Here is a 24028-nt window from a genome sequence, read left to right as displayed (position 1 = left end):
CCTCAGGCCGCCAGAACCCGCGCCGCTTTGTCTTTCAGCACGCCCAAATCCATCACCGGCACGGCCATCTCCTTCGCCAGCTCATCCCACTGACGCATCCGCAGGCTGACGGCACACAGCGGGTCCTGCTCGAACGCATCGGCTTCAGCCTCGGTCATCACCCCGCCCTGATATTCCAGGGTGCGGCGGCTGGCTTCGCTCAAGCGTTCGTAATAGCCCGGTTCCCTGAGCGTCAGATAGCGCTTGGCCTGGACGTGATATTCCACCAGCCGTGCCAGGCGCTCGCTGAATCCGGCCTCTCGCAAATAATCTGCACCGAGGCGTTCGTGGCTGACCACGCCATAACCGCCCATGTTCTCCGCGCCTTCGGCACACAAATGGCCGATGTCGTGGAAGAACGCGGCGAGTACCACTTCATCGTCAAAGCCTTCGGCGATGGCCAGTTGCGCCGCCTGGGACATGTGCTCGATCTGCGACACCGGTTCGCCGATGTAGTCGCTGGCGCCGAACCGCTCATAGAGCCCGAACACCCGGTCAATGACTTGCTCGTGATTCAACATCAACGCTCTCCAAAAAGCTGTGCGACATTGCGCTCGGCCATGGCCGGGCCGACGCTCATGCCGACGCCGCTGTGCATCAGCGCCACACTCAGCCCCGGCGCCGGACGCAGGAACGAAAACGGCCCCGGCCCCCGGGAACCATAGACACCCTGCCAGCGCTCGACCACTTGCACCTTGCAGCCGAGGGTCTGTTCGGCCAGTTCGAGCATCCAGTTGTCGACCTGCTCGGCGTTGAACGGTGACGGATCGCTGCCGTAATGGTGCGAGTCGCCGATGATCAGTTCGCCGTAAGGCGTCGGGCTGATCAGCAGGTGAATGCCGTTTTCCTGCAAGTGCGGTTGCTCACGCAGGATCTGCGCCTGCACCGCCGCCGCTTCCGGCAAGTCGGCGAAGGCACCGTAATGCACGCAGCTGAGGCCGGTGAGCAAGGCGTGTTGCAGGTTCAGGTCAATCTGCGGCCGGGCGCGGAGCATTTGCAGGCGGCAGATCTGCGGGTCGAGGGCGGCAATCGGCTCGGCCAGCAGGGTCTGATAATCGTGGCCGGAGCAGACGATGATCTGCTCGGCGGTGAAGATCCCGGCGGTGCTGTGCAGGTTCCCCGGTTCGACATCGCGTACCAGCGTCGAGAAGTGAAACTCGACGCCGAGTTCGCGGCGCAGGTATTCGATCAGCGCCGGAATCGCTTCCCGGGAATACAGCTGTTGATCGTCCATGCCGTGCAGTGCGGCGCGGTGATGGCTGAACTGGCCGCCGTACAGATCACGCAGCGCGGCACCGCGCAGCAATTCGACGCGGTAGTCGTGCTCAACGGCGCGACCGGCGCAGAAGGCTTCGAGCAAATGTTCTTCGGCCTCGGTGCGGGCGAACAGGTACGAGCCGTTGCGCTTGAGTTGCAGGCCGGCGAGCTGCGCCCACTGGCCCCAGATTTCGCGGCTGGCCTTGGCCAGTTCGAGCATCGGGCCCGGTGGCTGGCCGGTGACCAGGGCCTGGCCGAAGTTGCGTACCGAGGCGCCGATTGGCGTGGCGGTGCGCTCGAAAACCGTGACTTTGAGACCGCGTCTGGCGGCGGCATAAGCGTGGGACAGGCCCAGGATGCCGGCGCCTACAATCAGCAAGTCTTTGTGTTGTGTCATTGAGAAGTGCTCTGAATGCGAGACCGCCATCGCTGGCAAGTCGAATCGTCGAACCGCAGCTCCCACATTGGCCGGTGTGAAACACACATTGTGTGAGCACCGCCAAATCTGTGGGAGCTGGCTTGCCAGCGATGGGGCCCTGTCAGTCGATGAAGATCTTACTTGGCAGCGACTTTTTCGGACTTGCCGTCATAGCGCTTGCGCCATTCGGTCAGGATCTCGTCGCGGTTCTTCGAGGCCCAGGCAAAGTCGTTCTTGATCAGGCGCTGCTCGTAGTCGGCCGGCAGTTCGGTCTGCGGCTTGGCAATGCCCGGCTGGGCGAGGACGGCGAAGTTTTCCTTGTACAGATCCATCGCCGGGGCGCTGGCGGAGAAGTCGGCCAGTTTCTTCGCAGCCTCTTCATGCGGCGTACCTTTGATCACGGCAGTCGCTTCGATCTCCCAGCCAAGGCCTTCCTTCGGCAGGATGATGTCCAGTGGCGCGCCCTGGCGCTTCAGCTGAACGGCCGGGTACTCGAAGGAAATCCCGATCGGGAATTCGCCCGCCGCCGCCAGTTTGCAAGGCTTGGAACCGGAGTGAACGTATTGGCCGATGTTCTGGTGCAGACCGTCCATGTAGGCCCAGCCCTGTTTCTCGCCGAAGGTTTGCAGCCAGGCGCTGACGTCGAGAAAACCGGTGCCGGACGAGGCCGGGTTCGGCATCACGATCTTGCCTTTGTACTCAGGCTTGGTCAGGTCCTGCCAGCTCACCGGTTTGGTCAGGCCCTGCTTCTCGGCCTCGACGGTGTTGAAGCAGATGGTCGCGGCCCAGACGTCCATACCGACCCAGGCTGGCGGGTTGGCGGCGTCGCGGTAGTTTGCGCCGATCTTGCCCAGGTCCTTCGGCGCATAGCTTTGCAGCATGCCTTGCTGGTCGAGGATCGCCAGGCTCGACGCCGCCAGGCCCCACACCGCGTCAGCCTGTGGACGCTCTTTTTCGGCCAGCAGTTTGGCGGTGATGATCCCGGTGGAGTCGCGTACCCACTTGATCTCGACGTCCGGGTTGGCTTTTTCGAACGCAGCCTTGTAGGCGGTCAGCTGTTCGGCTTCGAGGGCGGTGTACACCGTCAACTCGGTTTTTGCCGCGAAGGCATTCAGGCTGAAAGTAGCGAGCACAGCAGCGGCCAGGGCCATAGGCTTGAACATGATCGTTTTCCTGTAGGTGAGTTGAACGGGGTTGGAATCAGTGACCGGGCGCCGTTTGCCGCCAGGCCTGGGAACGGCGCAGCAAGCCGCGCGAAGCCCACGCCAGCAGCAAGGACACGCCCGCCGAGGTGAACAGAATCAGGGTCGACATCGCCGCCGCGCCGCCGACGTTGCCGGCGTCATCCATGTTCAGCACCGCCACCGCCGCGAGGATGGTGTCGGGGCTGTAGAGGAAGATTGCGGCGGAAACGGTGGTCATCGCCGAGACGAACAGGTAGCGCACGATGTCCAGCAGCGCCGGCAGGCAGATCGGCACGGTGACCCGCAGGTAATGCCGGTAGAGAGGCGCCTTGAGCGACAGCGCGGCGGCTTCGAATTCGGCATCGAGTTGACGCAACGCGGTGGTGGCGGTCATCTGCGCAGTGGTCAGATAGTGAGCAATGGTGCAGACGATCAGCAGGGTCATGGTCCCGTACAACACGTGCAGCGGGTTGCCGGTGAGGTTGAAGAAGAAGACATAACCCAGACCCAGCACCAGGCCCGGCACCGCCATCGGTACGAAACTGAGCATGCGCAGCGTCAGATTCAGCCCGCGCTGGCTGCGGGTCTTTTCCATCAGGTAGGCGCCGGTGAAGATCAGCACGCTACCGATCAACGCCGTGCCCAGCGCCATCTTCAAACTGTTGCCGTAGGCCAGCCAGCCACCGCCGGCGGTTTCGTTGAACTGGTAGTGGTTGAGCGACAGCGACAGGTTGTACGGCCAGAACTTCACCAGCGACGAGAACACCGCCATGCCGAACACCAGCAGCAACGCCGCGCTGATCAGCAGGACGATGGCCAGATAACAGGCGTCGCGCTTCTTCGACGGCGCCGGTTTGAACACCTGGGCGCGGCCGCTCATGGAGTCGCCGTGACGACGACGCAGCCAGGCATCGACACCGAAGCTGAACAGTGCCGGCAGCAGCAGAACCATGCCGATCAAGGCGCCGCGACCGAATTGTTGTTGGCCGACCACCGCTTTGTAGGCTTCCAGCGCCAGCACTTGATAGTCGCCACCGACCACCACCGGCACACCGAAATCGGTGATGGTCAGGGTGAACACCAGACAGAACGCGGCGAACACGGCCTGGCGAGTCGCCGGCCACGTAATGCTGCGAAAGGCTTTCGCAGGACTGGCGCCCATGCTCGACGCAGCGTCGAACAGTCGCGCATCCGCCAGCGACAGGGCTGACAGCAAAATCATCAAGGCGTGTGGGAAGGTGTAGATCACCTCACCCAGAACAATCCCCCAGAAGCCGTAGATGTTGTCCGACAGCAGCCCGCGCAACATGCCCTGATTGCCGAACAGATAGACCAGCGCAATCCCCGGCAGCATCGATGGAGCCATCAGCGGCAGCAGGGAAATCCCGCGCCAGATGCCTTTTGCCGGAATCAATGTGCGTTGCAAGGCGTAGGCAAACAGGTAGGCCAGCGGTACGACGATCGCCGCCACGCTGAGGGAAACTTTCAGGCTGTTACCGAGCAGCCAGTGGAAATTGTCGCTGGTCACCAGCTCCTTCGCGGCGAGCCAGCCACCGCCCTGCCCGGCTTCGCTGCTGAAACCGCGCCAGAAGATCGCCAGCAATGGCAACAGCACCGCCACACCGAGCAGCACCAGCAGCAGGAGTTTGCCGCCGTGGACGAAGATCCGGTCACCGACCTCGGCCCCGGACACCTGCCGCGCCTGCTTTTGCGGTAGCGGCAGTGCGAGGTTGCTGTTCATCAGGCAAACACCTGCAGGCTGCGTGGCGGCAAGGCGACCATGATCTGCTGGGCGCCGAGGCGCGGCATGGCTTCAGGCGCCAGTTCGGCGAGCAAGGCGTGGCCGGGCAATTGATCGAGTTCGAAGCTCATGCGGCAGCGGTTGCCGAGGAAAGTGATCTCGCGGACCTTGGCCGGGAACAGGTTTTCCTCATGCACCAGCGGATTGACGTTGATCGCTTCCGGGCGGCAGAACAGTCGGCCCGACGGGCTATGGACGCTGCCGTCGGCCAGGCGCAGGTTCATCCCGCCGACCTTGGCGTGGCTGTCGCTGCTGCGCTGGAACGGCAGCCAGTTGCCCTGGCCGACAAACTCGGCCACGAACGGCGTGGCCGGGCGGTTGTAGATTTCCTGCGGGGTGGCGTACTGCTCGACCTTGCCGTTGTTCATCACGGCGATGCGGTCGGCCATCAGCATGGCTTCGTCCTGATTGTGGGTGACCATCAGGGTGGTGATGCCGAGGTTGCGTTGCAGTTGGCGCAGCTCGGTGCACAGATGCTCGCGGACCCGGGCATCGAGGGCCGACATCGGTTCGTCGAGCAACAGCAGCGACGGCGCCGGCGCCAAGGCACGGGCCAGCGCCACACGCTGCTGCTGGCCGCCGGACAACTGGCCCGGGTACTTTTTCTCACTGCCGCTGAGGCCGACCAGCTCCAGCATCTGACCGACACGACGGCGCACTTCATCGCGACCACTGCCGGCGAGGCCGTAGGCAATATTCGCTTCGACGGTCAGATTGGGAAACAGCGCGTAGGACTGGAACAGGATGCCGTAGTCCCGGGCCTGCGGCGCGAGGTGGGAAACGTCGCGATCGCCGAGGTACAACTCGCCGCTGTCCTGCTTCTCCAGACCGGCGATGCAACGCAGCAGCGTGGTCTTGCCGCAACCCGACGGGCCGAGCAGACACACCAGCTCACCGGCCGCGACATCGAGGGAGACGTTATCCAGCGCCGTGAAGGCGCCGAAGCGCTTCTGCACGCCGCGCACTTTCATCGGGGCGCCGGGGTTGGTCAGGGCAGTTGCGATTGCAGGGTTCATGGACAGGCCTCATCAAGCAGATGAGACGAATCCTAGAGTTGTAATGCGTCGGTCATATGGCAACAAGGCAAAAACGACCGATAGTGGTATTCAGGGATTTGGGTTGATCAGGCCGGAGACATTTCCTGCGCCAGCCCGAGAAACGCTGCCGGCAACCGGGCGTTCTTGCGTTCCTTGAGACAGTAGAGATATTCAGGAATCTGCGGTGCATTCTCCAGGGTCAGCACCCGCAACTGCGGATCGTGCGGCACTTCCTGACGGGCGATGATGCTGATGCCGATGTTGCGCAGCACCGCTTCGCGGATCGATTCGCGGCTGCCGATCTCCAGCAACGGCCCGAAACTGACTCCCGCGCCGGCCAGCAACTCTTCGGTCAGGCGACGGGTGGTCGAGCCCGGTTCACGCATCAACAGGGTATGCCCGGCCAGCGCGTTCAGCGTCACATGGTCGTGCGTCGCCAGCGGGTGATTGCGATGCACCGCCAGCACCAGCGGATCGCTGCCGAGCACCCGGCGGATCAGCCGCGCATCGTCGAGCAACTGCGACGAGGCCGCGACATCCACCCGGTAATCCTCCAGCGCTTCCAGCACTTGCTGTGAATTGCCGATTTCCACCGACACCTCCACCTGCGGCAGGCGCTCGCGAAAGGTCTTCACCAGATCGAGGATGTAATACGGCGCCGTGGCGGCGATGCGCAGCGTGCCCTGCACCTGGCCGCTGTTGCGCAGGAAGAATTCGATATCGGCCTCCTGCTGCAACAGCGCCTTGACCATCGGTAACAGCCGCGCGCCTTCGTCGCTGACACTCAGGCGCCGGCCACCACGGTAGAACAGTTCCACCGAATACTGGCTTTCCAGATTGCGGATCTGGGTGGTCACGGTCGGTTGGCTGAGGCCGAGCTTTTTCGCCGCCAGCGTGATGCTGCCCAGGCGGGCCACCATGTAAAACGCTTTCAGCTCGGCACTCAGCACAACTGTCCCTCTTCCTCTATTTGCGCAGCAGGCGCAAACCGTTGAACACCACCAGCAGGCTTACGCCCATGTCGGCAAACACCGCCATCCACATGGTGGCGAGCCCGGCGAAGGTTACCCCAAGAAAGATAGCCTTGATCACCAATGCCAACGCAATGTTCTGTTTCAGGATGCTGGCCGTGTTGCGGGACAGGCTGATAAAGGCCGGAATCTTGCGCAGATCGTCGTCCATCAGGGCGACATCGGCGGTTTCAATCGCCGTATCTGTACCGGCCGCTGCCATCGCAAAACCGATCTCGGCCCGCGCCAGTGCCGGCGCATCGTTGATGCCGTCGCCGACCATGCCGACCCGACGGCCCTGCGCATACAGGTCTTCGATGGCTTGCAGTTTGTCGGTCGGCAACAAGTCGCCTTTGGCCTGATCGATCCCGACCTGCGCCGCAATCGCCTGCGCGGTGTGGACGTTGTCGCCGGTCAGCATCAGGGTTTTCACGCCCAGATCGTGCAACTGGCGGATCGCCTCGCGGCTGGTTTCCTTGACGGTGTCGGCCACGGCAAACAGCGCCAGCGGGCCGGAACGGTCGAGCAGCAACACCACGGACTTGCCCTGTTTCTCCAGCGCGAACAGCTTTTCTTCCAGTTGCGGCGAGCACAGGCCCAGTTCTTCCACCAGTCGGTGATTGCCCAAATGGTAGGCCTGCCCGTTGACCTCACCTTTCACACCGCGCCCGGCCAGGGCTTCGAAGTTACCCACAACCAGCGGCGCGAACCCTTTATCCACAGCCGCATTGGCGATGGCCAGCGACACCGGGTGATCGGAACGCCCGGCCAGCGCGGCGGCAATGGCCGGGGCTGTGGCGTCGGCTGTCGGGTCGAGGGACAGGTAATCGGTCTGCACCGGTTTGCCGTGGGTGATGGTGCCGGTCTTGTCGAGGGCCAGATAGTCGAGCTTGAAACCACCCTCCAGGTACACGCCGCCCTTGACCAGAATGCCTTTGCGCGCCGCTGCGGCGAGGCCGCTGACGATGGTCACCGGGGTGGAAATCACCAGTGCGCACGGGCACGCGACCACCAGCAGCACCAAAGCGCGGTAGATCCAGTCGAACCATGCAGCGCCCATGAACAGCGGCGGGATGATCGCCACGGCCAGGGCCAGAACAAAGACCACCGGGGTGTAGATTTTCGAGAACTGATCGACGAAGCGCTGAGTCGGCGCCCGCGCGCCTTGCGCCTGTTCCACGGCGTGGATGATCCGCGCCAGGGTGGAATTGTTCGCCGCTGCGGTCACTGTGTATTCCAGCGAACCGGCCTGGTTGATGGTGCCGGCGAACACTTTGTCACCGACAGTTTTTTCCACCGGCAGGCTTTCACCGGTGATCGGCGCCTGATCGATGGTCGAGCTGCCGCTGACGACTTCACCGTCCAGCGCAATACGCTCACCGGGCTTCACTCGCACACGGGCGCCGAGATCGATGCTTTTCACATCCAGTTCGACCCAGTTGCCGTCCGCCTGCAACACAGTTGCCTGTTCTGGCGTCATCTGCATCAGACCACTGATGGCGTTGCGCGCGCGGTCCAGCGAGCGTGCTTCGATCAGCTCGGCCACGGTGAACAGGAACATCACCATCGCCGCTTCCGGCCACTGGCCGATCAACACGGCGCCGGTCACGGCGATGCTCATCAGGGCGTTGATGTTGAGGTTGCGGTTCTTCAGGGCGATCCAGCCCTTCTTGTAGGTGGTCAGGCCGCCGCTGAGGATCGAGATCAGCGCGATGATCGCCACCACCCAGGTCGGGGCAGTGCTGGTGAAGTGGATCACTTCGGCAGCGAGCGCACCGACGCCGGACAGCGCCAGTGGCCACCAGTGTTTTTTCACCGGGGCGGCGGCCGGGGCATCAACGCCCGCTTCCAGTGGCTCGGCCTGCATGCCGAGGGATTTGATCGCGTCGATGATCGGCGCGGTGTCCGGCAGGCTGTGAGTCACGCCGAGCACGCGGTTGATCAGGTTGAATTCCAGCTGCTGGATCCCGGCCAGTTTGCCGAGCTTGTTCTGGATCAGCGTCTGTTCGGTCGGGCAATCCATCGCTTCGATACGGAAACTGCTCAACCGGGCGTCGGCGCTTTTCGCCTCGCTAAGTTGAATCAGCGACGGGGCTGCGGCTTTTGATGCACAGCAGGAATCAGCGCCGTGGTCGTGTTTATGCACAGGCTGCAATTTGTGGCTGTGGTCGTGTCCCGCGTGGGATTTGTGGGTGTGCTGGGAATCGCTCATTGGTCGCGTCCATGAAGGTGCCTGTTGCCAAGTAAAGACCCTGTAGCCACTATAGGGTCAAGCACCCTTTTGGAGATTGCCGTCATGAAGATCGGAGAACTGGCGAAACAGACCGATTGCGCCGTGGAAACCATCCGCTACTACGAGCGCGAAAACCTGCTGCCGGAGCCAGCTCGCAGCGACGGCAACTACCGCGTCTACACCCAGGCCCACGCCGAACGCCTGACCTTTATCCGCAACTGCCGCACCCTCGACATGACCCTCGAAGAAATCCGCAGCCTGCTCGCCTTGCGCGACAGCCCGCAGGATCAGTGCGAAAGCGTGAATGCGCTGATCGACGAGCACATCCAGCACGTCAAGGCGCGGATCGACGGGTTGCTGGCGTTGCAGACGCAACTGCTCGACCTGCGCCAGCGTTGTGGCGAAGGGCCGGAAGCGGATCAATGCGGGATCTTGCAACGGCTGGAGGTGAGTGGCGGGGTTGTGGCGACGGAGGTCGAGCATTCCCACGTGGGCCGCAGTCACGGCCATTAAGAACCCCGGAAACGACTGAGGGAGCCATCTGGCTCCCTCAGTGTTTTGTCACTCGTGCATCAGACCGCCATCGGCGCAGTCATCGGTGCATGGTGCTCGTAGCCTTCCAGCGAGAAGTCGCTCGGTTCCACCAGCTCCAGCCATTCCGGCTGGTACACGCCCGTCTTGGCAAACTCCGGCACACGATCCGAAATCTTCAGCTTCGGCATGGCGAACGGCTCGCGCTTGAGCTGTTCGTTGAGCATGTCGAGGTGGTTTTCGTAAACGTGGGCGTCACCGATGAAATAGGTGAACCAGCGCGGCGTGTAGCCGGTCAGGCGACCGATCAGGCTCAGCAGCGCAGCGCCTTCGGTGAGGTTGAACGGCGTGCCCAGACCCAGGTCGTTGGAGCGGATGTAGAGGGTCAAAGAAATCTCTTTGGTCTCGACATTCGGGTGGAACTGGTACAGCAGGTGGCACGGCGGCAGAGCCATTTCATCGAGCTGGGCGCAGTTCCAGCCGTGGAACAGGATGCGGCGGCTGCCCGGGTCCTTGATGATCGTGTCGACGCACTGGCGCACCTGATCGATGGCTTTGTACAGCACCACGTAGGCCTGGCCGTCTTCTTCGCCCTGGGCAATCTGCTTGTAGCCGTTGCTCAGGGTTTGTTCGATGGCGGCGGTGTTGCTCAGCGGGATCTGCTTGTACGCCGGCCATTTGCGCCATTGCACGCCGTAGATTTCGCCGAGGTCGTCTTCGCCCTGGCGGAACGGGTTGGCCAGCCACTGGGCGTTTTCGTTGGCGTTCTGATCCCAGACCTTGCAGCCCAGCGCACGGAATTCGGCGGCGTTGTTCACGCCACGCAGAAAGCCGCACATCTCGCCGATGGCCGATTTGAAGGCCATCTTGCGGGTGGTGATCGCCGGGAAACCTTCCTGCAGATCGAAGCGCAGCATCGCGCCCGGAAAGCTGATGGTGTTCACGCCGGTACGGTTGGCCTGTTTGGTGCCGTTGTTGATGACGTGCGACACCAGATCGAGATATTGCTTCATGAGTTACCTGTGTCCTTGAGCCCCGGCCAACTGCGCCGGGGTTCGAATATTTAAGCTGTCGGTGCAACCGGCGCCGACGGGGCACGGCGGTAGGCCAGCCAGATCAGGAACAGCCCGCCGATGATCATCGGTACGCAGAGGATCTGACCCATGGTCAGCCAGTTCCAGGCCAGGTAGCCCAATTGCGCGTCCGGCACGCGGACGAATTCGACGATGAAACGGAAGATGCCATAGAACAGAGCGAACATGCCCGAGACCGCCATGGTTGGGCGCGGCTTGCGCGAGAACAGCCAGAGGATCAGGAACAGTGCCACGCCTTCGAGCGCGAACTGATACAGCTGCGACGGGTGACGCGGCAGTTGCGCCGGGTCGCTGAACGGCGGGAACACCATGGCCCACGGCACGTCGGTGGCCTTGCCCCACAGCTCGGCGTTGATGAAGTTGCCGATACGCCCGGCGCCCAGACCGATCGGCACCATCGGCGCCACGAAGTCCATCAGCTGAAAGAACGACTTGCCGTTACGCTTGCCGAACCACAACGCCGCCAGCATCACGCCGATGAAGCCGCCGTGGAACGACATGCCGCCCTTCCACACTTCGAAAATCAGCGTCGGGTTGGCGATGTAGGCGCTCAGATCGTAGAACAGCACATAGCCCAGTCGCCCGCCGACAATCACCCCCATCGACAGCCAGAACACCAGGTCGGAGAGTTTTTCCTTGGTCCAGGTCGGGTCGAAACGGTTGAGCCGGCGCGACGCCAGCAGCCACGCACCGCCGATGCCGACCAGATACATCAGGCCGTACCAATGGATTTTCAGCGGACCGATGGCCAGGGCCACCGGGTCGATCTGCGGGTAAGGCAGCATTGCGACTCCTCGTTAGAGTTCAAATCTTCAAAATTCCCGGGCGACGCTGCCACCTCAGGATTAAGCCAGGATTGTGGCCTGCTCGGAACAGACGCCTCAGAACAGAAAGCTCAGCCCCACGCAGAACAGCAAAGCGGCGAACAGCCGTTTCAGCAACTTCGGCGACAACTTGTGCGCCAGCCGCGCGCCGATCCGGGCGAACACCATGCTGGTCAGCGCAATGCCCAGCAGCGCCGGCAGATACACAAACCCGAGACTATGGGCCGGCAGCAACGGATCATGCCAGCCCAGAATCATGAAACTTATTGCACTTGCCAAGGCGATCGGCAGGCCACAGGCCGACGAAGTCGCCACGGCCTGCTGCATCGGCACGCTGCGCCAGGTCAGGAACGGCACGGTCAGCGAGCCGCCGCCAATGCCGAAAATCGCCGACGCCCAGCCGATCACACTGCCGGCCACGGTCAGACCGAATTTGCCCGGCACCGTTCGACTGGCCTTGGGTTTGACGTCCAGTGCCAGCTGCGCCGCGATCACCAGGGCGAACACACCGATGATCTTCTGCAGGTTGGGCCCGGAGATCGCTTCAGCGGTCAGCGCACCGAAACCGGCACCGAGCAGGATCCCGACGGTCATCCAGGCGAAAATCGGCCAGCGCACCGCCCCGCGCCGATGATGCTCACGCACGGCATTGACCGAGGTGAAGATGATCGTCGCCAGCGACGTGCCGACGGCCAGGTGGGTCAGGATCGACGGATCGAAGCCCTGCAAGGTGAAACTGAAAACCAGCACCGGGACGATGATGATCCCGCCGCCAACCCCGAACAGCCCCGCCAGTACGCCTGCACAGGCACCCAGCGCCAGATAGAGCAGAAATTCCATGACTGCCTCCAGAGGCGCATCCCAAAACCGGAGCGGCATGGTAACGGATGCATGGCCTTCGGCTCCACTGGCGATGGATGCACGGACGATGTCTGCGTAGAGTGGGCAAAAAACACACAAGGACCACCTTATGTGCCTGATTGTTTTCGCCTGGCGGCCCGGGCATGCCCAGCCGCTGATCGTCGCGGCCAACCGTGACGAATTCTACGCCCGGCCCAGCCTGCCGCTGGCCCAGTGGCCCGAGTCGCCGCAGGTTCATGCCGGACGGGATCTGGAGGCCGGCGGCACCTGGCTCGGCCTCGGCGCCAGCGGCCGCTTTGCCGCGCTGACCAATATCCGCGATCCGCATCAGCCTCCGGCCCGGCGTTCCCGGGGTGAACTGGTGGCGGGGTTTCTGACCGGAAACCTGTCGATCGATGACTATTTGTCCGACGTTGTCGCCCGTTCGCCGGAATATGCCGGGTTCAATCTGCTGCTGGGCAATGCCCACGAGATGTGGCATTTCAACGCCCGGTCTTCGGAACCGGTGATGTTGCAGCCGGGCATTTATGGACTTTCAAACGCGGGGCTGGATACACCGTGGCCGAAACTGCTCAAGGCCAAGGCGGCATTGAGTGCGGTGCTGGATGATCCGCAGCCCAAGCAATTGCTCGCGTTGCTGGGGGATGCGCAGACGGCACCTTTCGCCGAGCTGCCGGATACCGGCGTGGGGCTGGCGACCGAATCGCTGCTGTCGAGTGTGTTCATTGCCAGCCAGAGCTACGGAACGCGGGCGAGTACGGCGCTGATCGTGCAGGCGGACGGGACGCGGCGGATGGTGGAACGCAGTTTCGGGCCGTACGGCGGGCATCTGGGGGAAGTGGAGATCAATCTCTGAAAATCGCAGCCCGAAGGCTGCGATCTTTTGTTCAGAGCGGTTTGACCATCCGCGATAACCCGAGACTCTTCAGCGCCAGTTGCAGCGAGCTGTGGATAACTTGCGGGTTGTCGATGGTCATCAGTTCCGCCAGCAGATCCTTGGCCTTGCTCAGGTTGATCTGACGCAGCATCCACTTCACCTTCGGCAGGTTGGTGGCGTTCATCGACAGGCTGTCGAAGCCCATCGCCATCAACAGCACCGCTGCCGCCGGGTCACCGGCCATCTCGCCGCAGATGCTCACCGGCTTGCCTTCGGCATGGGCGTCGCGCACGACGATCTGCAAGGCTTGCAGCACCGCCGGGTGCAGGTAGTCGTAGAGGTCGGCCACACGCGGGTTGTTGCGGTCCACGGCCAGCAGATACTGGGTGAGGTCGTTGGAACCCACCGACAGAAAGTCCACCATCCGCGCCAGCTCTCTGGTCTGGTAGACCGCCGCCGGAATCTCGATCATCACGCCCACCGGCGGCATCGGCACATCGGTGCCTTCGTCGCGCACTTCGCCCCAGGCCCGGTGGATCAGGTGCAACGCTTCTTCGAGCTCGTGGATGCCGGAGATCATCGGCAACAGGATCCGCAGGTTGTTCAGGCCTTCGCTGGCCTTGAGCATCGCACGGGTCTGCACCAGGAAGATTTCCGGGTGGTCGAGGGTGACGCGGATCCCGCGCCAGCCAAGGAACGGGTTGTCTTCCTTGATCGGGAAGTACGACAGCGCCTTGTCACCGCCGATGTCCAGCGTACGCATGGTCACCGGTTGCGGGTGGAACGCGGCGAGCTGCTCGCGATAGATCGCCAGTTGTTCCTTCTCGCTCGGGAAGCGCTGGTTGATCATGAACGGCACTTCGGTGCGGTACAGACCGACACCTTCGGCACCACGCTTCTGCGCCCGCGCCACGTCCGCCAGCAGGCCGGTGTTGACCCACAGCGGCATGCGGTGACCGTCGAGGGTCACACACGGCAAGTCGCGCAGGGTATCGAGGCCCAGCGCCAGTTGCTTCTCTTCTTCCACCACGTCGGCGAATTGCTTGATCAGCACTTCACTCGGGTTGGTGTAGATTTCGCCCTTGATCCCGTCGACGATCATCGGGATGCCATCGACCTTGGCGTACGGCAAGTCGACGACACCCATCACCGTCGGAATACCCATGGCCCGGGCCAGGATCGCGACGTGGGAGTTACCCGAACCCAGTACCGAGACCAACCCCACCAGCTTGCCTTCCGGCACTTCACCGAGCTGGGTGGCGGTCAGCTCTTCACTGACCAGGATGGTGTTGTCGGGGAAAACCATGTTGGTCGTGCGGTCTTCCTGCAGGTAGGCCAGCAGACGGCGACCGAGGTCACGCACATCCGACGCCCGCTCACGCAGGTATTCATCGTCCATCAATTCGAAACGATTGACGTGGTCGGTCACCACCTGACGCAGCGCGCCCTGGGCCCACTGACCCGTCTTGATCACGGTTTTGACTTCGTTCCCGAGGGACGCGTCGTCGAGCATCATCTGGTACACGTCGAACAACGCGCGTTCTTCGGGACGCAACTGGGTGGCCAGTTTGGTCGACAGGTTGCGCATGTCGGCGCGCACGCCTTCAAGCGCCTTCTTGAACAGTTTTATTTCGGCATCGATGTCGTCGACAGACTTGTCCGGCACGACATCGAGGTCGGCTGGCGGCAGCATGACCACCGCCGTACCGACCGCCGCACCCGGCGAGCCCGGAACACCGACGAACTTGGCTTCCTGGATGCCCTTGCCCTGACGGCCCAGGCCACGGATCGAACCGGTGGCCTCGGCATGGGCGATTACACCGGCGAGCTGCGCGCTCATGGTCACGAGGAAGGCTTCTTCACCTTCATCGAACTGGCGGCGTTCTTTCTGCTGGATGACCAACACGCCGACGACGCGGCGGTGGTGAATGATCGGCGCCCCGAGGAACGAGGCGTAGCGCTCCTCGCCGGTCTCGGCGAAGTAGCGGTAGCGCGGGTGATCCGCGGCGTTTTCGAGGTTCAGGGGTTCTTCACGCGTGCCGACCAGGCCGACCAGACCTTCGTTGGGTGCCATGCTGACCTTGCCGATCGAGCGCTTGTTCAAGCCCTCGGTGGCCATCAGGACGAAGCGGTTGGTCTCGGGATCAAGCAGATAGACCGAGCAGACCTGGCTGCCCATGGCCTCTTTGACGCGCAACACAATAATCCCCAACGCCGCCTTGAGATCCTTGGCGGAGTTAACTTCCTGGACGATCTTGCGCAGCGTATTGAGCATGGCTCGGGGTCGAACTCCGTCGTCAGTCGCGCGCTAAAAGGCGCGGGGCAAGCTCTTTGAGAGCGCGGCGATACACCTCGCGCTTGAATGTCACCACCTGGCCCAGCGGATACCAATAGCTGACCCAGCGCCAGCCATCGAACTCCGGTTTACCGGTCAAATCCATCCGCACCCGCTGCTCGTTGGAGATCAGGCGCAGGAGAAACCACTTCTGTTTCTGGCCGATGCACAGCGGTTGGCTGTGGGTTCGCACCAGACGTTGCGGCAAACGATAGCGCAACCAGCCCCGGGTACAGGCGAGAATTTCAACATCTTCGCGTTCCAGGCCCACTTCTTCGTTCAACTCGCGGTACAAGGCGTCTTCCGGCGTCTCCTCGGGATTGATTCCTCCCTGTGGAAACTGCCAGGCATCTTGATTGATACGGCGAGCCCATAGCACCTGTCCGGCGTCATTCGTCAGAATGATCCCGACATTAGGACGGAAACCATCGGGGTCGATCACGGCAACAACCTCGCAAACGCATGTCGCCGCATTGTTCCACAAAGCTTGTGAAGGCGGCAACGAAGGTTCCGAGCTTATGTGCACTCTTGTGAAAAGACCGTATTCTTGTGGCCTTTTTACTGACTTTTCAGCGGGTAACTGCAATGCGCCTGGCTTTATTCGATTTGGACAACACCCTTCTGGGCGGCGACAGCGATCACGCCTGGGGCGACTATCTGTGTGAACGCGGCTTCCTCGACCCGATCGCCTACAAGGCGCGCAACGACGAGTTCTACCAGGATTACCTGGCGGGCAAACTGGATAACGCCGCGTACCTGAACTTCTGCCTGGAAATCCTCGGCCGCACCGACATGGCCGTGCTCGAGCAATGGCACAGCGATTTCATGCGCGACTGCATCGAGCCACTGATGCTGCCAAAAGCGGTCGAGCTGCTGAAAAAGCACCGCGACGCCGGCGACAAACTGGTGATCATCACCGCCACCAACCGTTTCGTCACCGCACCGATCGCCGTGCGCCTGGGCGTTGAAACCCTGATCGCCACCGAGTGCGAGATGCAGGACGGCCGCTACACCGGGCGCAGCACCGACGTGCCGTGCTTCCGCGAAGGCAAGGTGACGCGCCTGAACCGCTGGCTGGAAGAGACCGGGCATTCGCTGGAAGACAGCTACTTCTACAGCGACTCGATGAACGACTTGCCGCTGCTGGAGCAGGTGGTGAATCCGGTCGCTGTTGATCCGGATCCGAATCTGCGGGCCGAAGCCGAGAAGCGTGGCTGGTCGGTCATCTCGCTGCGCGATTGATCTCGAGATCGGGCGCCGGGCTTTAAACCGGCTTGGCGCCCATCAACCCGGCAATCGCGACAAAGCAGACAAAACTGAACAGCGCCAGGGCAAAGCTGAACCTGCCCACACCGCCCGGCGTCTTGCGCAAGCGGTTCAAGCGCACCAGCAGCCAGAACCACGCCAGCGCCGCCACGGTGTACAGCACGCTGGAGGCCAGAATCCACGTCTGCCCCAACGGCCAGCCCACCAGATGCACCATCCACCAGCCGGTGAACGGCATGCTCAGCAGCGCCAGGCCCATCAGCAGCCAGACGAACACCCGTGGCCGCTGCAAGGTGCGGCTGCCCGCCGTCGCATCACCCTTGCGCCGGGCCAGCAAAACCCAGACGCCCAGCCCCAGCGCACTCGCCAGCAAAACCACGGTAGCGACCATGTGCGCCGTTTTCAGGGCAGTTAACGTTTCCATTGTCGAATTTCCTTATGGCCTGCCCATCAGCGTAGCCGCTCAGCCAAGAAACAGCTGATAGGCCGGGTTGTCGCTTTCGTCCCAGTACGGGTAGCCGATTTCCGCCAGTGCTGCGGGAACCAGATGTCGCTCGTCGTGAGGCACCTGCAGGCCGGCGACCACACGACCGTCCGCCGCGCCGTGGTTGCGGTAGTGGAACATCGAGATGTTCCAGCGCCCGCCGAGCTTGTTGAGGAAGTTGAACAGCGCGCCCGGACGCTCCGGGAACTCGAAGCGCAGCACCACTTCATCGACCACCTGCGCCGCACGCCCGCCGACCATGTGACGGATGTGCAGCTTGGCCAGTTCGTTGTCGGTGAGGTCGAGTACCGGGAAACCTTGCTCGGTCAGGCTCGCCAGCAGTGCGCTGCGCGGATCGTTTTCCGGGTGAGTCTGCACGCCGACGAAGATGTGCGCTTCGCTGCCGGTGTTGTAGCGGTAGTTGAATTCAGTGATCTGGCGCTTGCCGATGGCTTCGCAGAACGCCTTGAAGCTGCCGGCCTTCTCCGGAATGGTCACGGCGATGATCGCTTCGCGGCCCTCGCCCAGCTCGGCGCGCTCGGCAACGTGGCGCAAGCGGTCGAAGTTGACGTTGGCCCCGGAATCGATGGCGACGAAAGTCTTGCCGCTGACGCCGCGCTGTTCGACGTACTTCTTGATCCCGGCCACGCCGAGGGCGCCAGCCGGCTCGGTGATCGAGCGGGTGTCGTCGTAGATGTCCTTGATCGCCGCGCAGATCTCGTCGGTGCTGACGGTGATCACCTCATCAACGTAATCCTTGCAGATATCGAAGGTGTGCTGGCCGATCTGCGCCACCGCCACGCCGTCGGCGAAGATGCCCACGGTCGGCAGTACCACGCGTTCGCCCGCCGCCATCGCTGCCTGCAGGCAGTTGGAGTCGTCGGGCTCGACGCCGATGACCTTGATGTCCGGCCGTAGGTATTTCACGTAGGCCGCGATGCCGGCGATCAGGCCGCCGCCGCCCACCGGCACGAAGATCGCGTCCAGTGGCTGCGGGTGCTGGCGCAGGATTTCCATCGCCACGGTGCCCTGCCCGGCAATGGTGTGCGGATCGTCGTACGGGTGGATGTAGACGTAGCCTTTTTCATCGACCAGTTTCAGCGAGTAGGCCAGGGCTTCCGGGAACGAATCCCCGTGCAGCACCACTTTGCCGCCACGGGAACGCACGCCTTCGACCTTGATTTCCGGGGTGGTCTTGGGCATCACGATGGTCGCTTTCACGCCCAGCACTTTCGCCGCCAGGGCCAGGCCCTGCGCATGGTTGCCCGCCGACGCGGTGACCACGCCACGGGCGCGTTCTTCGTCGCTCAACTGGGTCAGCTTGTTGTAGGCGCCGCGAATCTTGAACGAGAACACCGGCTGCAAGTCTTCGCGCTTGAGCCAGATGTCGTTGCCCAGCCGCTCGGAGAGCTGGCGAGCGTTCTGCAGCGGGGTTTCTACGGCAACGTCATAAACGCGCGAGGTGAGGATCTTCTTGACGTACTGTTCGAGCATCGGAAAGCATCACTGGCGATTGGGCGGGACCAACGAGTCTAACCCGGCTTTTGGGCGCACGACCACACGAATCCAGAGGTTTTAGCCCGGCTTGCGGCTATAATGCCGGCCTTTCCGTTCTTACCTTGCCCGCTTCCGGAGCCCGCATGACCCAGGATCAACTCAAACAGGCCGTAGCCCAGGCCGCCGTCGACTTCATCCTTCCGAAACTCGACGACAAGAGCATCATCGGCGTCGGCACCGGCTCCACCGCCAACTGCTTTATCGACGCCCTGGCCCAGCACAAGGGTGCGTTCGATGGCGCGGTCGCCAGCTCCGAAGCCACCGCCGCGCGCCTCAAGGGCCACGGGATTCCGGTGTACGAACTGAACACCGTCAGCGACCTGGAGTTCTACATCGACGGCGCCGACGAAAGCGACGAGCACCTGAACCTGATCAAGGGCGGCGGCGCAGCCCTGACCCGCGAGAAGATCGTCGCGGCCGTGGCCAAGACCTTCATCTGCATCGCCGACGGCAGCAAACTGGTGCCGGTGCTCGGCGCGTTCCCGCTGCCGGTGGAAGTCATTCCGATGGCGCGCAGCCACGTCGCCCGCCAACTGGTGAAGCTGGGCGGCGATCCGGTCTACCGTGAAGGCGTGCTGACCGACAACGGCAACATCATCCTCGACGTGCACAACCTGCAGATCACCAACCCGGTGGAGCTGGAAGCGCAGATCAATGCGATCGTCGGCGTGGTCACCAACGGCCTGTTCGCGGCACGTCCTGCGGATCTGCTGTTGCTGGGTACCAGCGAAGGCGTGAAGACTTTGAAGGCCGAGTAAGCCTGAAGATCCTGTGGGAGCCTGCCCGCTCCCACAGGGGGTCAAAGAAGAATGTCAGTTCTGCTCTGGCTTTCTGAAGACATAAAACAGATTCGGCTCGCTCACCAGATACAACGTCCCGTCATCATCCATCGCGATACCTTCCGCCTGCGGCACGGTTTTCTTCAGTCCTTGCCGGCCACCGCTCAACGACATCGTGCTCAACGGGCGCCCGTCCACATCCAGTTCCAGAATCAGCCGCGACTCGTCCGACAGCGCCAGCAGATGGCCGCTGCGCTCGTCGTATTGCAGGCTCGACAGGTCACGCACGAACATCCCGGCGTCGCGCTTGGGGTTGTTGATCACATGCACCGCGTAGGATTTCTCCGGATTGAAGTGCGGAAAGCCGTGCACTTCGTAGATCAGCATCGGATCGCGCTCCTTGGCCACGAACAGACGCTTGCCCACCGAGTCGTAGGCCAGGCCTTCGAATCCCTTGTTGCCGCTCATGTGCACGCCGAGCGTCATCTGCTCGGCGTCCGCCGCATCAAGGAACGTCGTGCCCTGCTCCAGATGAATCTTGATCAGACGCTGTTGACGCTCGTCGCTGATGACGTAGGTATCGGCGCTGATGAATTCCACCGCTTCCGCATCGCCGAAGCCGATCAACGCGACACGACGCAGGATCCGGCCCTCCAGCGACAGCTCGATCAGCTCGGCATTCTTGTTGGTGACGGTGAACAGGCTCTTGCGCACCGGATCGTAGGTCAGCGCGGAGACGTCATCGTTAAGCCCCTCGATGACCCGGGCCTCGATGTCCACGCGGTACTGATCCAGATTGATCGCTTCAATGCTGTGGGGCTGCCAGTGACTTTGCAGGTTGAACCAGGCGCGCTCGAACAGACGCAGGTATTGGCCGATCGCAATCAATGCGATCAGGGCAATCACCGAAAGGATGATCAGAAGTGGCTTGGGACGGGCAAATCGACGCATGCGGACAGGGCTCGGGATCAAAACAGGCGGATGAAATATCACGCCTGTCTGAATCGAAGCTTAAAGGCCACTTGCCCGGAACGACAACCTTGCGGCGGCGGGCTGGTTATTTCTGCTTTTCGAAGCGGTAGAACAGGTTCGGCTCGCTGACCATGTACAGCGTGCCCTGCTCGTCCATGGTCACGCCTTCGGCGCGGGGAATGGTGTTCTTGAGGCCGTTGAAACCGCCGAGCAGGGTCATGAAGCTGACTTGCTCGCCCTTCTCGTCCAGCTCCAGCAGCAGGTGCGAGTCGGCGGACAGCACCAGGGTATGGCCGGTGCGCGGGTCAATCGCCAGCGCCGAGAGGTTGCGGATGTCCAGATCGTCGTTTGGCAGCTTCTGCTTGTCGCCGGTGAGGGTCTGGCTGCCGTCGCTTTTCCAGGTGAACAACGCCGGTGGACGCTCTTCGCCCAGCAACAGTCGTTGATTGCGGGCGTCCCAGGTGATGGCTTCGAAGGCCTTGTTCTGGTTTTTCGACGGACCGAGGTCGTATTTCGGGAAATCGTCGCGCTTCAGCTCGCGGGTATCGGCATCGACCTTGACGATCGACAGCATGTGCTCACGCTCGTCGACGATGGCCAGCAAGCCATTGCCCATGACCGTCACGCCTTCCGGATTGATCCAGCCCACCAGCGGCATCTTGCGCAGCACGTCGCCCTGCAAGGTCAGCTCGACCAGGAACGGATTCTTGCCCATCACCGAAAACAGGGTCTTGGTCTGCGGGTCGTAGGACAGGTCCGAGGCCTCGTCCTTTTCCATGCCCGGCAGCAGTTTGCCGTCAATCACCACCCGATAGTCCGGCAGCCAGACACTTTCCTTGCGCTCGGTCGGGCTTTCAAATCGCTCGCGCACCCAGAGCAGGCCGCGGTCATCCCAATGCATGGCATGCGCCAGACCGTAAGCGGCAGCAACCACCAGCAACAGCCAGTAATACCAGCGCAGGGCGAAACGTGAACGACGGGCAGGGTTGAGCTGAGTTTGAGATGACATCAGAGGACGCGTTCCGAAAATTCAGGCTATGGGTAATAGCACAAAGAGGCCGGCTCAGACGCCAGGATGACCGGAATTATCCGGACAAGATGTGAAAAAAACGGCAAATGGCGGGATTGCCCTGCGTCTTTGCAGGCTCGATCACAAAACAAAAACGGGAGGTTGCCGGCTTGAGCTTTCAACTCAAACCGGCGACCTCCCGCTCGGGAACGCGATGCCCGGATCAGCGCACGCTGCTGGTGAAGCGACTGGCGCCCGGCAGTTCCAGCACGATGTCATCGCCAACGTTCAGCGGCCCCACGCCCACCGGCGTGCCGGTGAGGATCACGTCACCGGCCTGCAGCGAGAAGCAACCGGCCATGTGCTGGATCATCGGCACGATCGGGTTGAGCATCGCGCTGCTGTTGCCGTCCTGGCGCACTTCGCCATTGATGGTCAGGCGGATGCCGATGTCGGTCAGGTCGGCAAAGGTGCTGCCGGCCACGAACGGGGCAATCACCGCCGCGCCGTCGAACGACTTGGCGATTTCCCACGGCAGGCCCTTGGACTTGAGTTCGGCCTGCTTGTCGCGCAGGGTCAGGTCCAGCGCCGGGGCGAAACCGGAGATCGCGTCCAGCACTTCTTCACGACTCGGTTTGGTCGACAGCGGCTTGCCGATCAACACGGCGATTTCCGCTTCGTAATGCACGGAGCCGCGCTCGGTCGGAATGCTGAAACCGCCTTCCAGCGGCACCACGCAACTGCCCGGCTTGATGAACAGCAGCGGCTCGGTAGGGACCGGGTTGTCCAGTTCCTTGGCGTGTTCGGCGTAGTTGCGGCCGATGCACACCACTTTCCCCAGCGGAAAATGAATCCGCGTACCGTCGACATACTGGTGCTGATAGCTCATTACCGACTCCTGCCTTCATTGATTCATCAGGGATTGCCAATCAAACCGCGAAGATCTTGCCCGGGTTCATGATGCCGTTCGGGTCGAACACTGCCTTGACCGCTTTCATGTATTCGATTTCCACCGGCGAGCGGCTGTAGGTCAAGTAATCGCGCTTGGTCATGCCCACACCGTGTTCGGCGGAGATCGAGCCGTTGTACTTCTCGACGGTTTCGAACACCCATTTGTTGACGGTGGCGCACTTGGCGAAAAACTCGTCCTTGCTCAGGTTGTCCGGCTTGAGGATGTTCAGGTGCAGGTTGCCGTCGCCGATGTGGCCGAACCAGACGATTTCGAAATCCGGATAGTGTTTGCCGACGATCGCGTCGATTTCTCGCAGGAATGCCGGGACTTTCGACACGGTGACCGAGATGTCGTTCTTGTATGGCGTCCAGTGGGAGATGGTTTCGGAGATGTACTCGCGCAACTTCCACAGATTCTGCAACTGGGTTTCGCTCTGGCTCATCACGCCGTCCAGCACCCAGCCCTGCTCCACGCAATGCTCGAAGGTTTCCAGGGCACTGTTTGCCACTTCTTCGGTGGTCGCCTCGAATTCCAGCAAGGCATAGAACGGGCAGTCGGTCTCGAACGGTGCCGGCACGTCGCCACGACCCATGACCTTGGCCAATGCCTTGTCGGAGAAGAATTCGAACGCGGTCAGGTCGAGCTTGCCCTGGAAGGCGTGGAGTACCGGCATGATCGAGTCGAAATCGGCGGTGCCGAGGACCATCGCGGTGAGGTTTTTCGGTGCACGATCCAGGCGCATGGTGGCTTCGACCACGAAACCGAGGGTGCCTTCGGCGCCGATGAACAGTTGTCGCAGGTCATAGCCGGTAGCGTTCTTGATCAGGTCCTTGTTCAGTTCCAGCACATCGCCCTTGCCGGTGACCACTTTCATGCCCGCCACCCAGTTGCGGGTCATGCCGTAGCGAATGACCTTGATTCCGCCGGCATTGGTGCCGATGTTGCCGCCAATCTGGCTGGAACCGGCCGAAGCGAAGTCCACCGGGTAGTACAGGTGATGTTCCTCGGCCGCGTTCTGCAATTGCTCGGTGACCACGCCCGGCTGGCACACGGCGGTGCGGTCGGTGAGGTTGATGTCGAGAATCTGGTTCATGTAGTCGAACGACACCACCACTTCGCCATTGGCGGCAACGGCAGCGGCGGAAAGACCGGTGCGCCCGCCCGATGGCACCAGCGCCACTTTATGTTCGTTGGCCCAGCGGACAATGGCCTGCACCTGCTCGATGCTCTTGGGAAACACGATGGCGCTTGGCGCCGGGGCGAAGTGCTTGGTCCAATCCTTGCCGTACGCGTTCAGGGAGTCGGCATCGGTCAGGACCTTGCCAGGCTCGACCAGGGTCTTCAGTTCATCAATCAGGGCAGGATTGGTCATCGACAGAACTCTCGAACAATTCATGGTCATCCTGAGAACGCTTCACGTCGCAGGAATGAGTGATTAGCGGGGCGGCTATGCTAGCATACCGACCCCGCAGGCCAGTGCCCAAGGCCTGTTCTGCGGCGACGGCATT

At 62.2% G+C, this 24028-nt stretch carries 22 protein-coding genes; 4 read left to right on the top strand and 18 right to left on the bottom strand.

Annotation, left to right across the window (positions count from 1 at the left end; all coding sequences use genetic code 11):
• Window positions 1-2: 2 nt before the first annotated feature.
• The 7 genes from M5B44_RS16830 to M5B44_RS16800 all read right to left on the bottom strand — a co-directional run bounded on the left by M5B44_RS16830 (window position 3) and on the right by M5B44_RS16800 (window position 8958).
• Entirely contained in the window at window positions 3-560 is a 558-nt protein-coding gene (locus M5B44_RS16830) for a phosphonate degradation HD-domain oxygenase (protein ID WP_248739906.1), read from the bottom strand.
• A complete protein-coding gene (locus M5B44_RS16825; RefSeq protein WP_248739905.1) occupies window positions 560-1693 on the bottom strand; it encodes a TIGR03364 family FAD-dependent oxidoreductase in 1134 nt (377 codons plus the stop codon). Before M5B44_RS16825 ends, M5B44_RS16830 begins: the two co-directional genes overlap by 1 nt.
• Before the next feature lie 158 nt (window positions 1694-1851).
• The gene (locus M5B44_RS16820; RefSeq protein WP_192552510.1) at window positions 1852-2877 is read right to left on the bottom strand and encodes a putative 2-aminoethylphosphonate ABC transporter substrate-binding protein; all 1026 of its coding nucleotides are present in this window, start codon (window positions 2875-2877) and stop codon (window positions 1852-1854) included.
• Window positions 2878-2914: 37 nt separating this feature from the next.
• Window positions 2915-4639: a putative 2-aminoethylphosphonate ABC transporter permease subunit gene (locus tag M5B44_RS16815; protein ID WP_248739904.1), complete on the bottom strand. Its 1725-nt coding sequence runs from the start codon at window positions 4637-4639 to the stop codon at window positions 2915-2917.
• The gene (locus tag M5B44_RS16810; RefSeq protein WP_085709030.1) at window positions 4639-5715 is read right to left on the bottom strand and encodes a putative 2-aminoethylphosphonate ABC transporter ATP-binding protein; all 1077 of its coding nucleotides are present in this window, start codon (window positions 5713-5715) and stop codon (window positions 4639-4641) included. Before M5B44_RS16810 ends, M5B44_RS16815 begins: the two co-directional genes overlap by 1 nt.
• Before the next feature lie 107 nt (window positions 5716-5822).
• Entirely contained in the window at window positions 5823-6686 is an 864-nt protein-coding gene (locus tag M5B44_RS16805; RefSeq protein ID WP_248739903.1) for a LysR family transcriptional regulator, read from the bottom strand.
• A 16-nt stretch (window positions 6687-6702) separates the two neighbouring features.
• Window positions 6703-8958 carry a heavy metal translocating P-type ATPase gene (locus tag M5B44_RS16800; RefSeq protein WP_248739902.1) on the bottom strand — a complete coding sequence of 752 codons (2256 nt, stop codon included), beginning with the start codon at window positions 8956-8958 and terminating at the stop codon, window positions 6703-6705.
• Window positions 8959-9042: 84 nt separating this feature from the next.
• On the opposite strand from M5B44_RS16800, the gene cadR reads away from it, so the two are divergent.
• A complete protein-coding gene (cadR, locus tag M5B44_RS16795; protein ID WP_064600182.1) occupies window positions 9043-9492 on the top strand; it encodes a Cd(II)/Pb(II)-responsive transcriptional regulator in 450 nt (149 codons plus the stop codon).
• Between the two features lie 59 nt (window positions 9493-9551).
• On the opposite strand, the gene M5B44_RS16790 is transcribed toward cadR, so the two are convergent.
• The 3 genes from M5B44_RS16790 to M5B44_RS16780 form a co-directional block, all read right to left on the bottom strand.
• Window positions 9552-10523: a thymidylate synthase gene (locus tag M5B44_RS16790; RefSeq protein ID WP_011336420.1), complete on the bottom strand. Its 972-nt coding sequence runs from the start codon at window positions 10521-10523 to the stop codon at window positions 9552-9554.
• A 50-nt stretch (window positions 10524-10573) separates the two neighbouring features.
• Window positions 10574-11389 carry a prolipoprotein diacylglyceryl transferase gene (gene lgt / locus M5B44_RS16785; RefSeq protein ID WP_065258902.1) on the bottom strand — a complete coding sequence of 272 codons (816 nt, stop codon included), beginning with the start codon at window positions 11387-11389 and terminating at the stop codon, window positions 10574-10576.
• A gap of 96 nt (window positions 11390-11485) precedes the next feature.
• On the bottom strand, window positions 11486-12268 hold the full coding sequence (locus M5B44_RS16780; RefSeq protein WP_134828427.1) for a sulfite exporter TauE/SafE family protein: 783 nt from the start codon (window positions 12266-12268) through the stop codon (window positions 11486-11488).
• Between the two features lie 130 nt (window positions 12269-12398).
• On the opposite strand from M5B44_RS16780, the gene M5B44_RS16775 reads away from it, so the two are divergent.
• Window positions 12399-13145 carry an NRDE family protein gene (locus tag M5B44_RS16775; protein WP_248739901.1) on the top strand — a complete coding sequence of 249 codons (747 nt, stop codon included), beginning with the start codon at window positions 12399-12401 and terminating at the stop codon, window positions 13143-13145.
• 31 nt (window positions 13146-13176) lie between these two features.
• Here the strand turns inward: M5B44_RS16775 and ptsP are convergent, their stop codons facing one another.
• Together ptsP and M5B44_RS16765 are read right to left on the bottom strand one after the other, a co-directional pair.
• Window positions 13177-15441, bottom strand: a complete 2265-nt coding sequence (gene ptsP, locus M5B44_RS16770; RefSeq protein ID WP_085709024.1) for a phosphoenolpyruvate--protein phosphotransferase — start codon at window positions 15439-15441, stop codon at window positions 13177-13179.
• Window positions 15442-15463: 22 nt separating this feature from the next.
• Window positions 15464-15943, bottom strand: coding sequence for an RNA pyrophosphohydrolase (locus tag M5B44_RS16765; protein WP_003229203.1), 480 nt, complete (start codon window positions 15941-15943; stop codon window positions 15464-15466).
• A 143-nt stretch (window positions 15944-16086) separates the two neighbouring features.
• Here M5B44_RS16765 and M5B44_RS16760 point away from each other — a divergent pair, with 143 nt between their 5' ends.
• Complete coding sequence (locus M5B44_RS16760) at window positions 16087-16743, top strand: HAD family hydrolase (protein ID WP_085709023.1); 657 nt, start codon at window positions 16087-16089, stop codon at window positions 16741-16743.
• A 22-nt stretch (window positions 16744-16765) separates the two neighbouring features.
• On the opposite strand, the gene M5B44_RS16755 is transcribed toward M5B44_RS16760, so the two are convergent.
• Together M5B44_RS16755 and ilvA are read right to left on the bottom strand one after the other, a co-directional pair.
• On the bottom strand, window positions 16766-17191 hold the full coding sequence (locus M5B44_RS16755; RefSeq protein ID WP_119427503.1) for a DUF2269 domain-containing protein: 426 nt from the start codon (window positions 17189-17191) through the stop codon (window positions 16766-16768).
• Window positions 17192-17230: 39 nt separating this feature from the next.
• The gene (gene ilvA, locus M5B44_RS16750) at window positions 17231-18745 is read right to left on the bottom strand and encodes a threonine ammonia-lyase, biosynthetic (RefSeq protein WP_248739900.1); all 1515 of its coding nucleotides are present in this window, start codon (window positions 18743-18745) and stop codon (window positions 17231-17233) included.
• A 146-nt stretch (window positions 18746-18891) separates the two neighbouring features.
• Between ilvA and rpiA the strand changes: the two genes are divergently transcribed.
• Complete coding sequence (gene rpiA / locus M5B44_RS16745; protein ID WP_114886163.1) at window positions 18892-19566, top strand: ribose-5-phosphate isomerase RpiA; 675 nt, start codon at window positions 18892-18894, stop codon at window positions 19564-19566.
• A gap of 54 nt (window positions 19567-19620) precedes the next feature.
• On the opposite strand, the gene M5B44_RS16740 is transcribed toward rpiA, so the two are convergent.
• The 4 genes from M5B44_RS16740 to M5B44_RS16725 all read right to left on the bottom strand — a co-directional run bounded on the left by M5B44_RS16740 (window position 19621) and on the right by M5B44_RS16725 (window position 23892).
• Window positions 19621-20538 (bottom strand): SdiA-regulated domain-containing protein, encoded by a 918-nt coding sequence (locus M5B44_RS16740; protein ID WP_248739899.1) that lies wholly within the window; start codon window positions 20536-20538, stop codon window positions 19621-19623.
• A 106-nt stretch (window positions 20539-20644) separates the two neighbouring features.
• Complete coding sequence (locus tag M5B44_RS16735) at window positions 20645-21568, bottom strand: SdiA-regulated domain-containing protein (protein WP_248739898.1); 924 nt, start codon at window positions 21566-21568, stop codon at window positions 20645-20647.
• A 223-nt stretch (window positions 21569-21791) separates the two neighbouring features.
• Window positions 21792-22457 (bottom strand): fumarylacetoacetate hydrolase family protein, encoded by a 666-nt coding sequence (locus tag M5B44_RS16730; RefSeq protein WP_085709017.1) that lies wholly within the window; start codon window positions 22455-22457, stop codon window positions 21792-21794.
• 40 nt (window positions 22458-22497) lie between these two features.
• On the bottom strand, window positions 22498-23892 hold the full coding sequence (locus tag M5B44_RS16725; RefSeq protein ID WP_248739897.1) for an FAD-binding oxidoreductase: 1395 nt from the start codon (window positions 23890-23892) through the stop codon (window positions 22498-22500).
• Window positions 23893-24028 lie beyond the last annotated feature (136 nt).

Origin of the sequence: Pseudomonas sp. MWU12-2029 (assembly GCF_023242425.1) — a bacterium.
Lineage (GTDB): Bacteria > Pseudomonadota > Gammaproteobacteria > Pseudomonadales > Pseudomonadaceae > Aquipseudomonas > Aquipseudomonas kribbensis.
This window is presented reverse-complemented; position numbering and strand designations above follow the sequence as displayed.

Excerpts from the sequence above, each read along its gene's own strand:
- rpiA (WP_114886163.1), top strand. The coding sequence starts at position 18,892 with ATGACCCAGGATCAACTCAAACAGGCCGTAGCCCAGGCCGCCGTCGAC.
- M5B44_RS16810 (WP_085709030.1), bottom strand. The coding sequence starts at position 5,715 with ATGAACCCTGCAATCGCAACTGCCCTGACCAACCCCGGCGCCCCGATG.
- M5B44_RS16740 (WP_248739899.1), bottom strand. The coding sequence starts at position 20,538 with ATGCGTCGATTTGCCCGTCCCAAGCCACTTCTGATCATCCTTTCGGTG.
- M5B44_RS16790 (WP_011336420.1), bottom strand. The coding sequence starts at position 10,523 with ATGAAGCAATATCTCGATCTGGTGTCGCACGTCATCAACAACGGCACC.
- M5B44_RS16830 (WP_248739906.1), bottom strand. The coding sequence starts at position 560 with ATGTTGAATCACGAGCAAGTCATTGACCGGGTGTTCGGGCTCTATGAG.
- M5B44_RS16760 (WP_085709023.1), top strand. The coding sequence starts at position 16,087 with ATGCGCCTGGCTTTATTCGATTTGGACAACACCCTTCTGGGCGGCGAC.
- M5B44_RS16725 (WP_248739897.1), bottom strand. The coding sequence starts at position 23,892 with ATGACCAATCCTGCCCTGATTGATGAACTGAAGACCCTGGTCGAGCCT.
- M5B44_RS16735 (WP_248739898.1), bottom strand. The coding sequence starts at position 21,568 with ATGTCATCTCAAACTCAGCTCAACCCTGCCCGTCGTTCACGTTTCGCC.
- M5B44_RS16820 (WP_192552510.1), bottom strand. The coding sequence starts at position 2,877 with ATGTTCAAGCCTATGGCCCTGGCCGCTGCTGTGCTCGCTACTTTCAGC.
- ptsP (WP_085709024.1), bottom strand. The coding sequence starts at position 15,441 with ATGCTCAATACGCTGCGCAAGATCGTCCAGGAAGTTAACTCCGCCAAG.
- M5B44_RS16815 (WP_248739904.1), bottom strand. The coding sequence starts at position 4,639 with ATGAACAGCAACCTCGCACTGCCGCTACCGCAAAAGCAGGCGCGGCAG.
- M5B44_RS16755 (WP_119427503.1), bottom strand. The coding sequence starts at position 17,191 with ATGGAAACGTTAACTGCCCTGAAAACGGCGCACATGGTCGCTACCGTG.
- M5B44_RS16800 (WP_248739902.1), bottom strand. The coding sequence starts at position 8,958 with ATGAGCGATTCCCAGCACACCCACAAATCCCACGCGGGACACGACCAC.
- ilvA (WP_248739900.1), bottom strand. The coding sequence starts at position 18,745 with ATGCTCGAACAGTACGTCAAGAAGATCCTCACCTCGCGCGTTTATGAC.
- M5B44_RS16730 (WP_085709017.1), bottom strand. The coding sequence starts at position 22,457 with ATGAGCTATCAGCACCAGTATGTCGACGGTACGCGGATTCATTTTCCG.
- lgt (WP_065258902.1), bottom strand. The coding sequence starts at position 11,389 with ATGCTGCCTTACCCGCAGATCGACCCGGTGGCCCTGGCCATCGGTCCG.
- M5B44_RS16775 (WP_248739901.1), top strand. The coding sequence starts at position 12,399 with ATGTGCCTGATTGTTTTCGCCTGGCGGCCCGGGCATGCCCAGCCGCTG.
- M5B44_RS16825 (WP_248739905.1), bottom strand. The coding sequence starts at position 1,693 with ATGACACAACACAAAGACTTGCTGATTGTAGGCGCCGGCATCCTGGGC.
- cadR (WP_064600182.1), top strand. The coding sequence starts at position 9,043 with ATGAAGATCGGAGAACTGGCGAAACAGACCGATTGCGCCGTGGAAACC.
- M5B44_RS16780 (WP_134828427.1), bottom strand. The coding sequence starts at position 12,268 with ATGGAATTTCTGCTCTATCTGGCGCTGGGTGCCTGTGCAGGCGTACTG.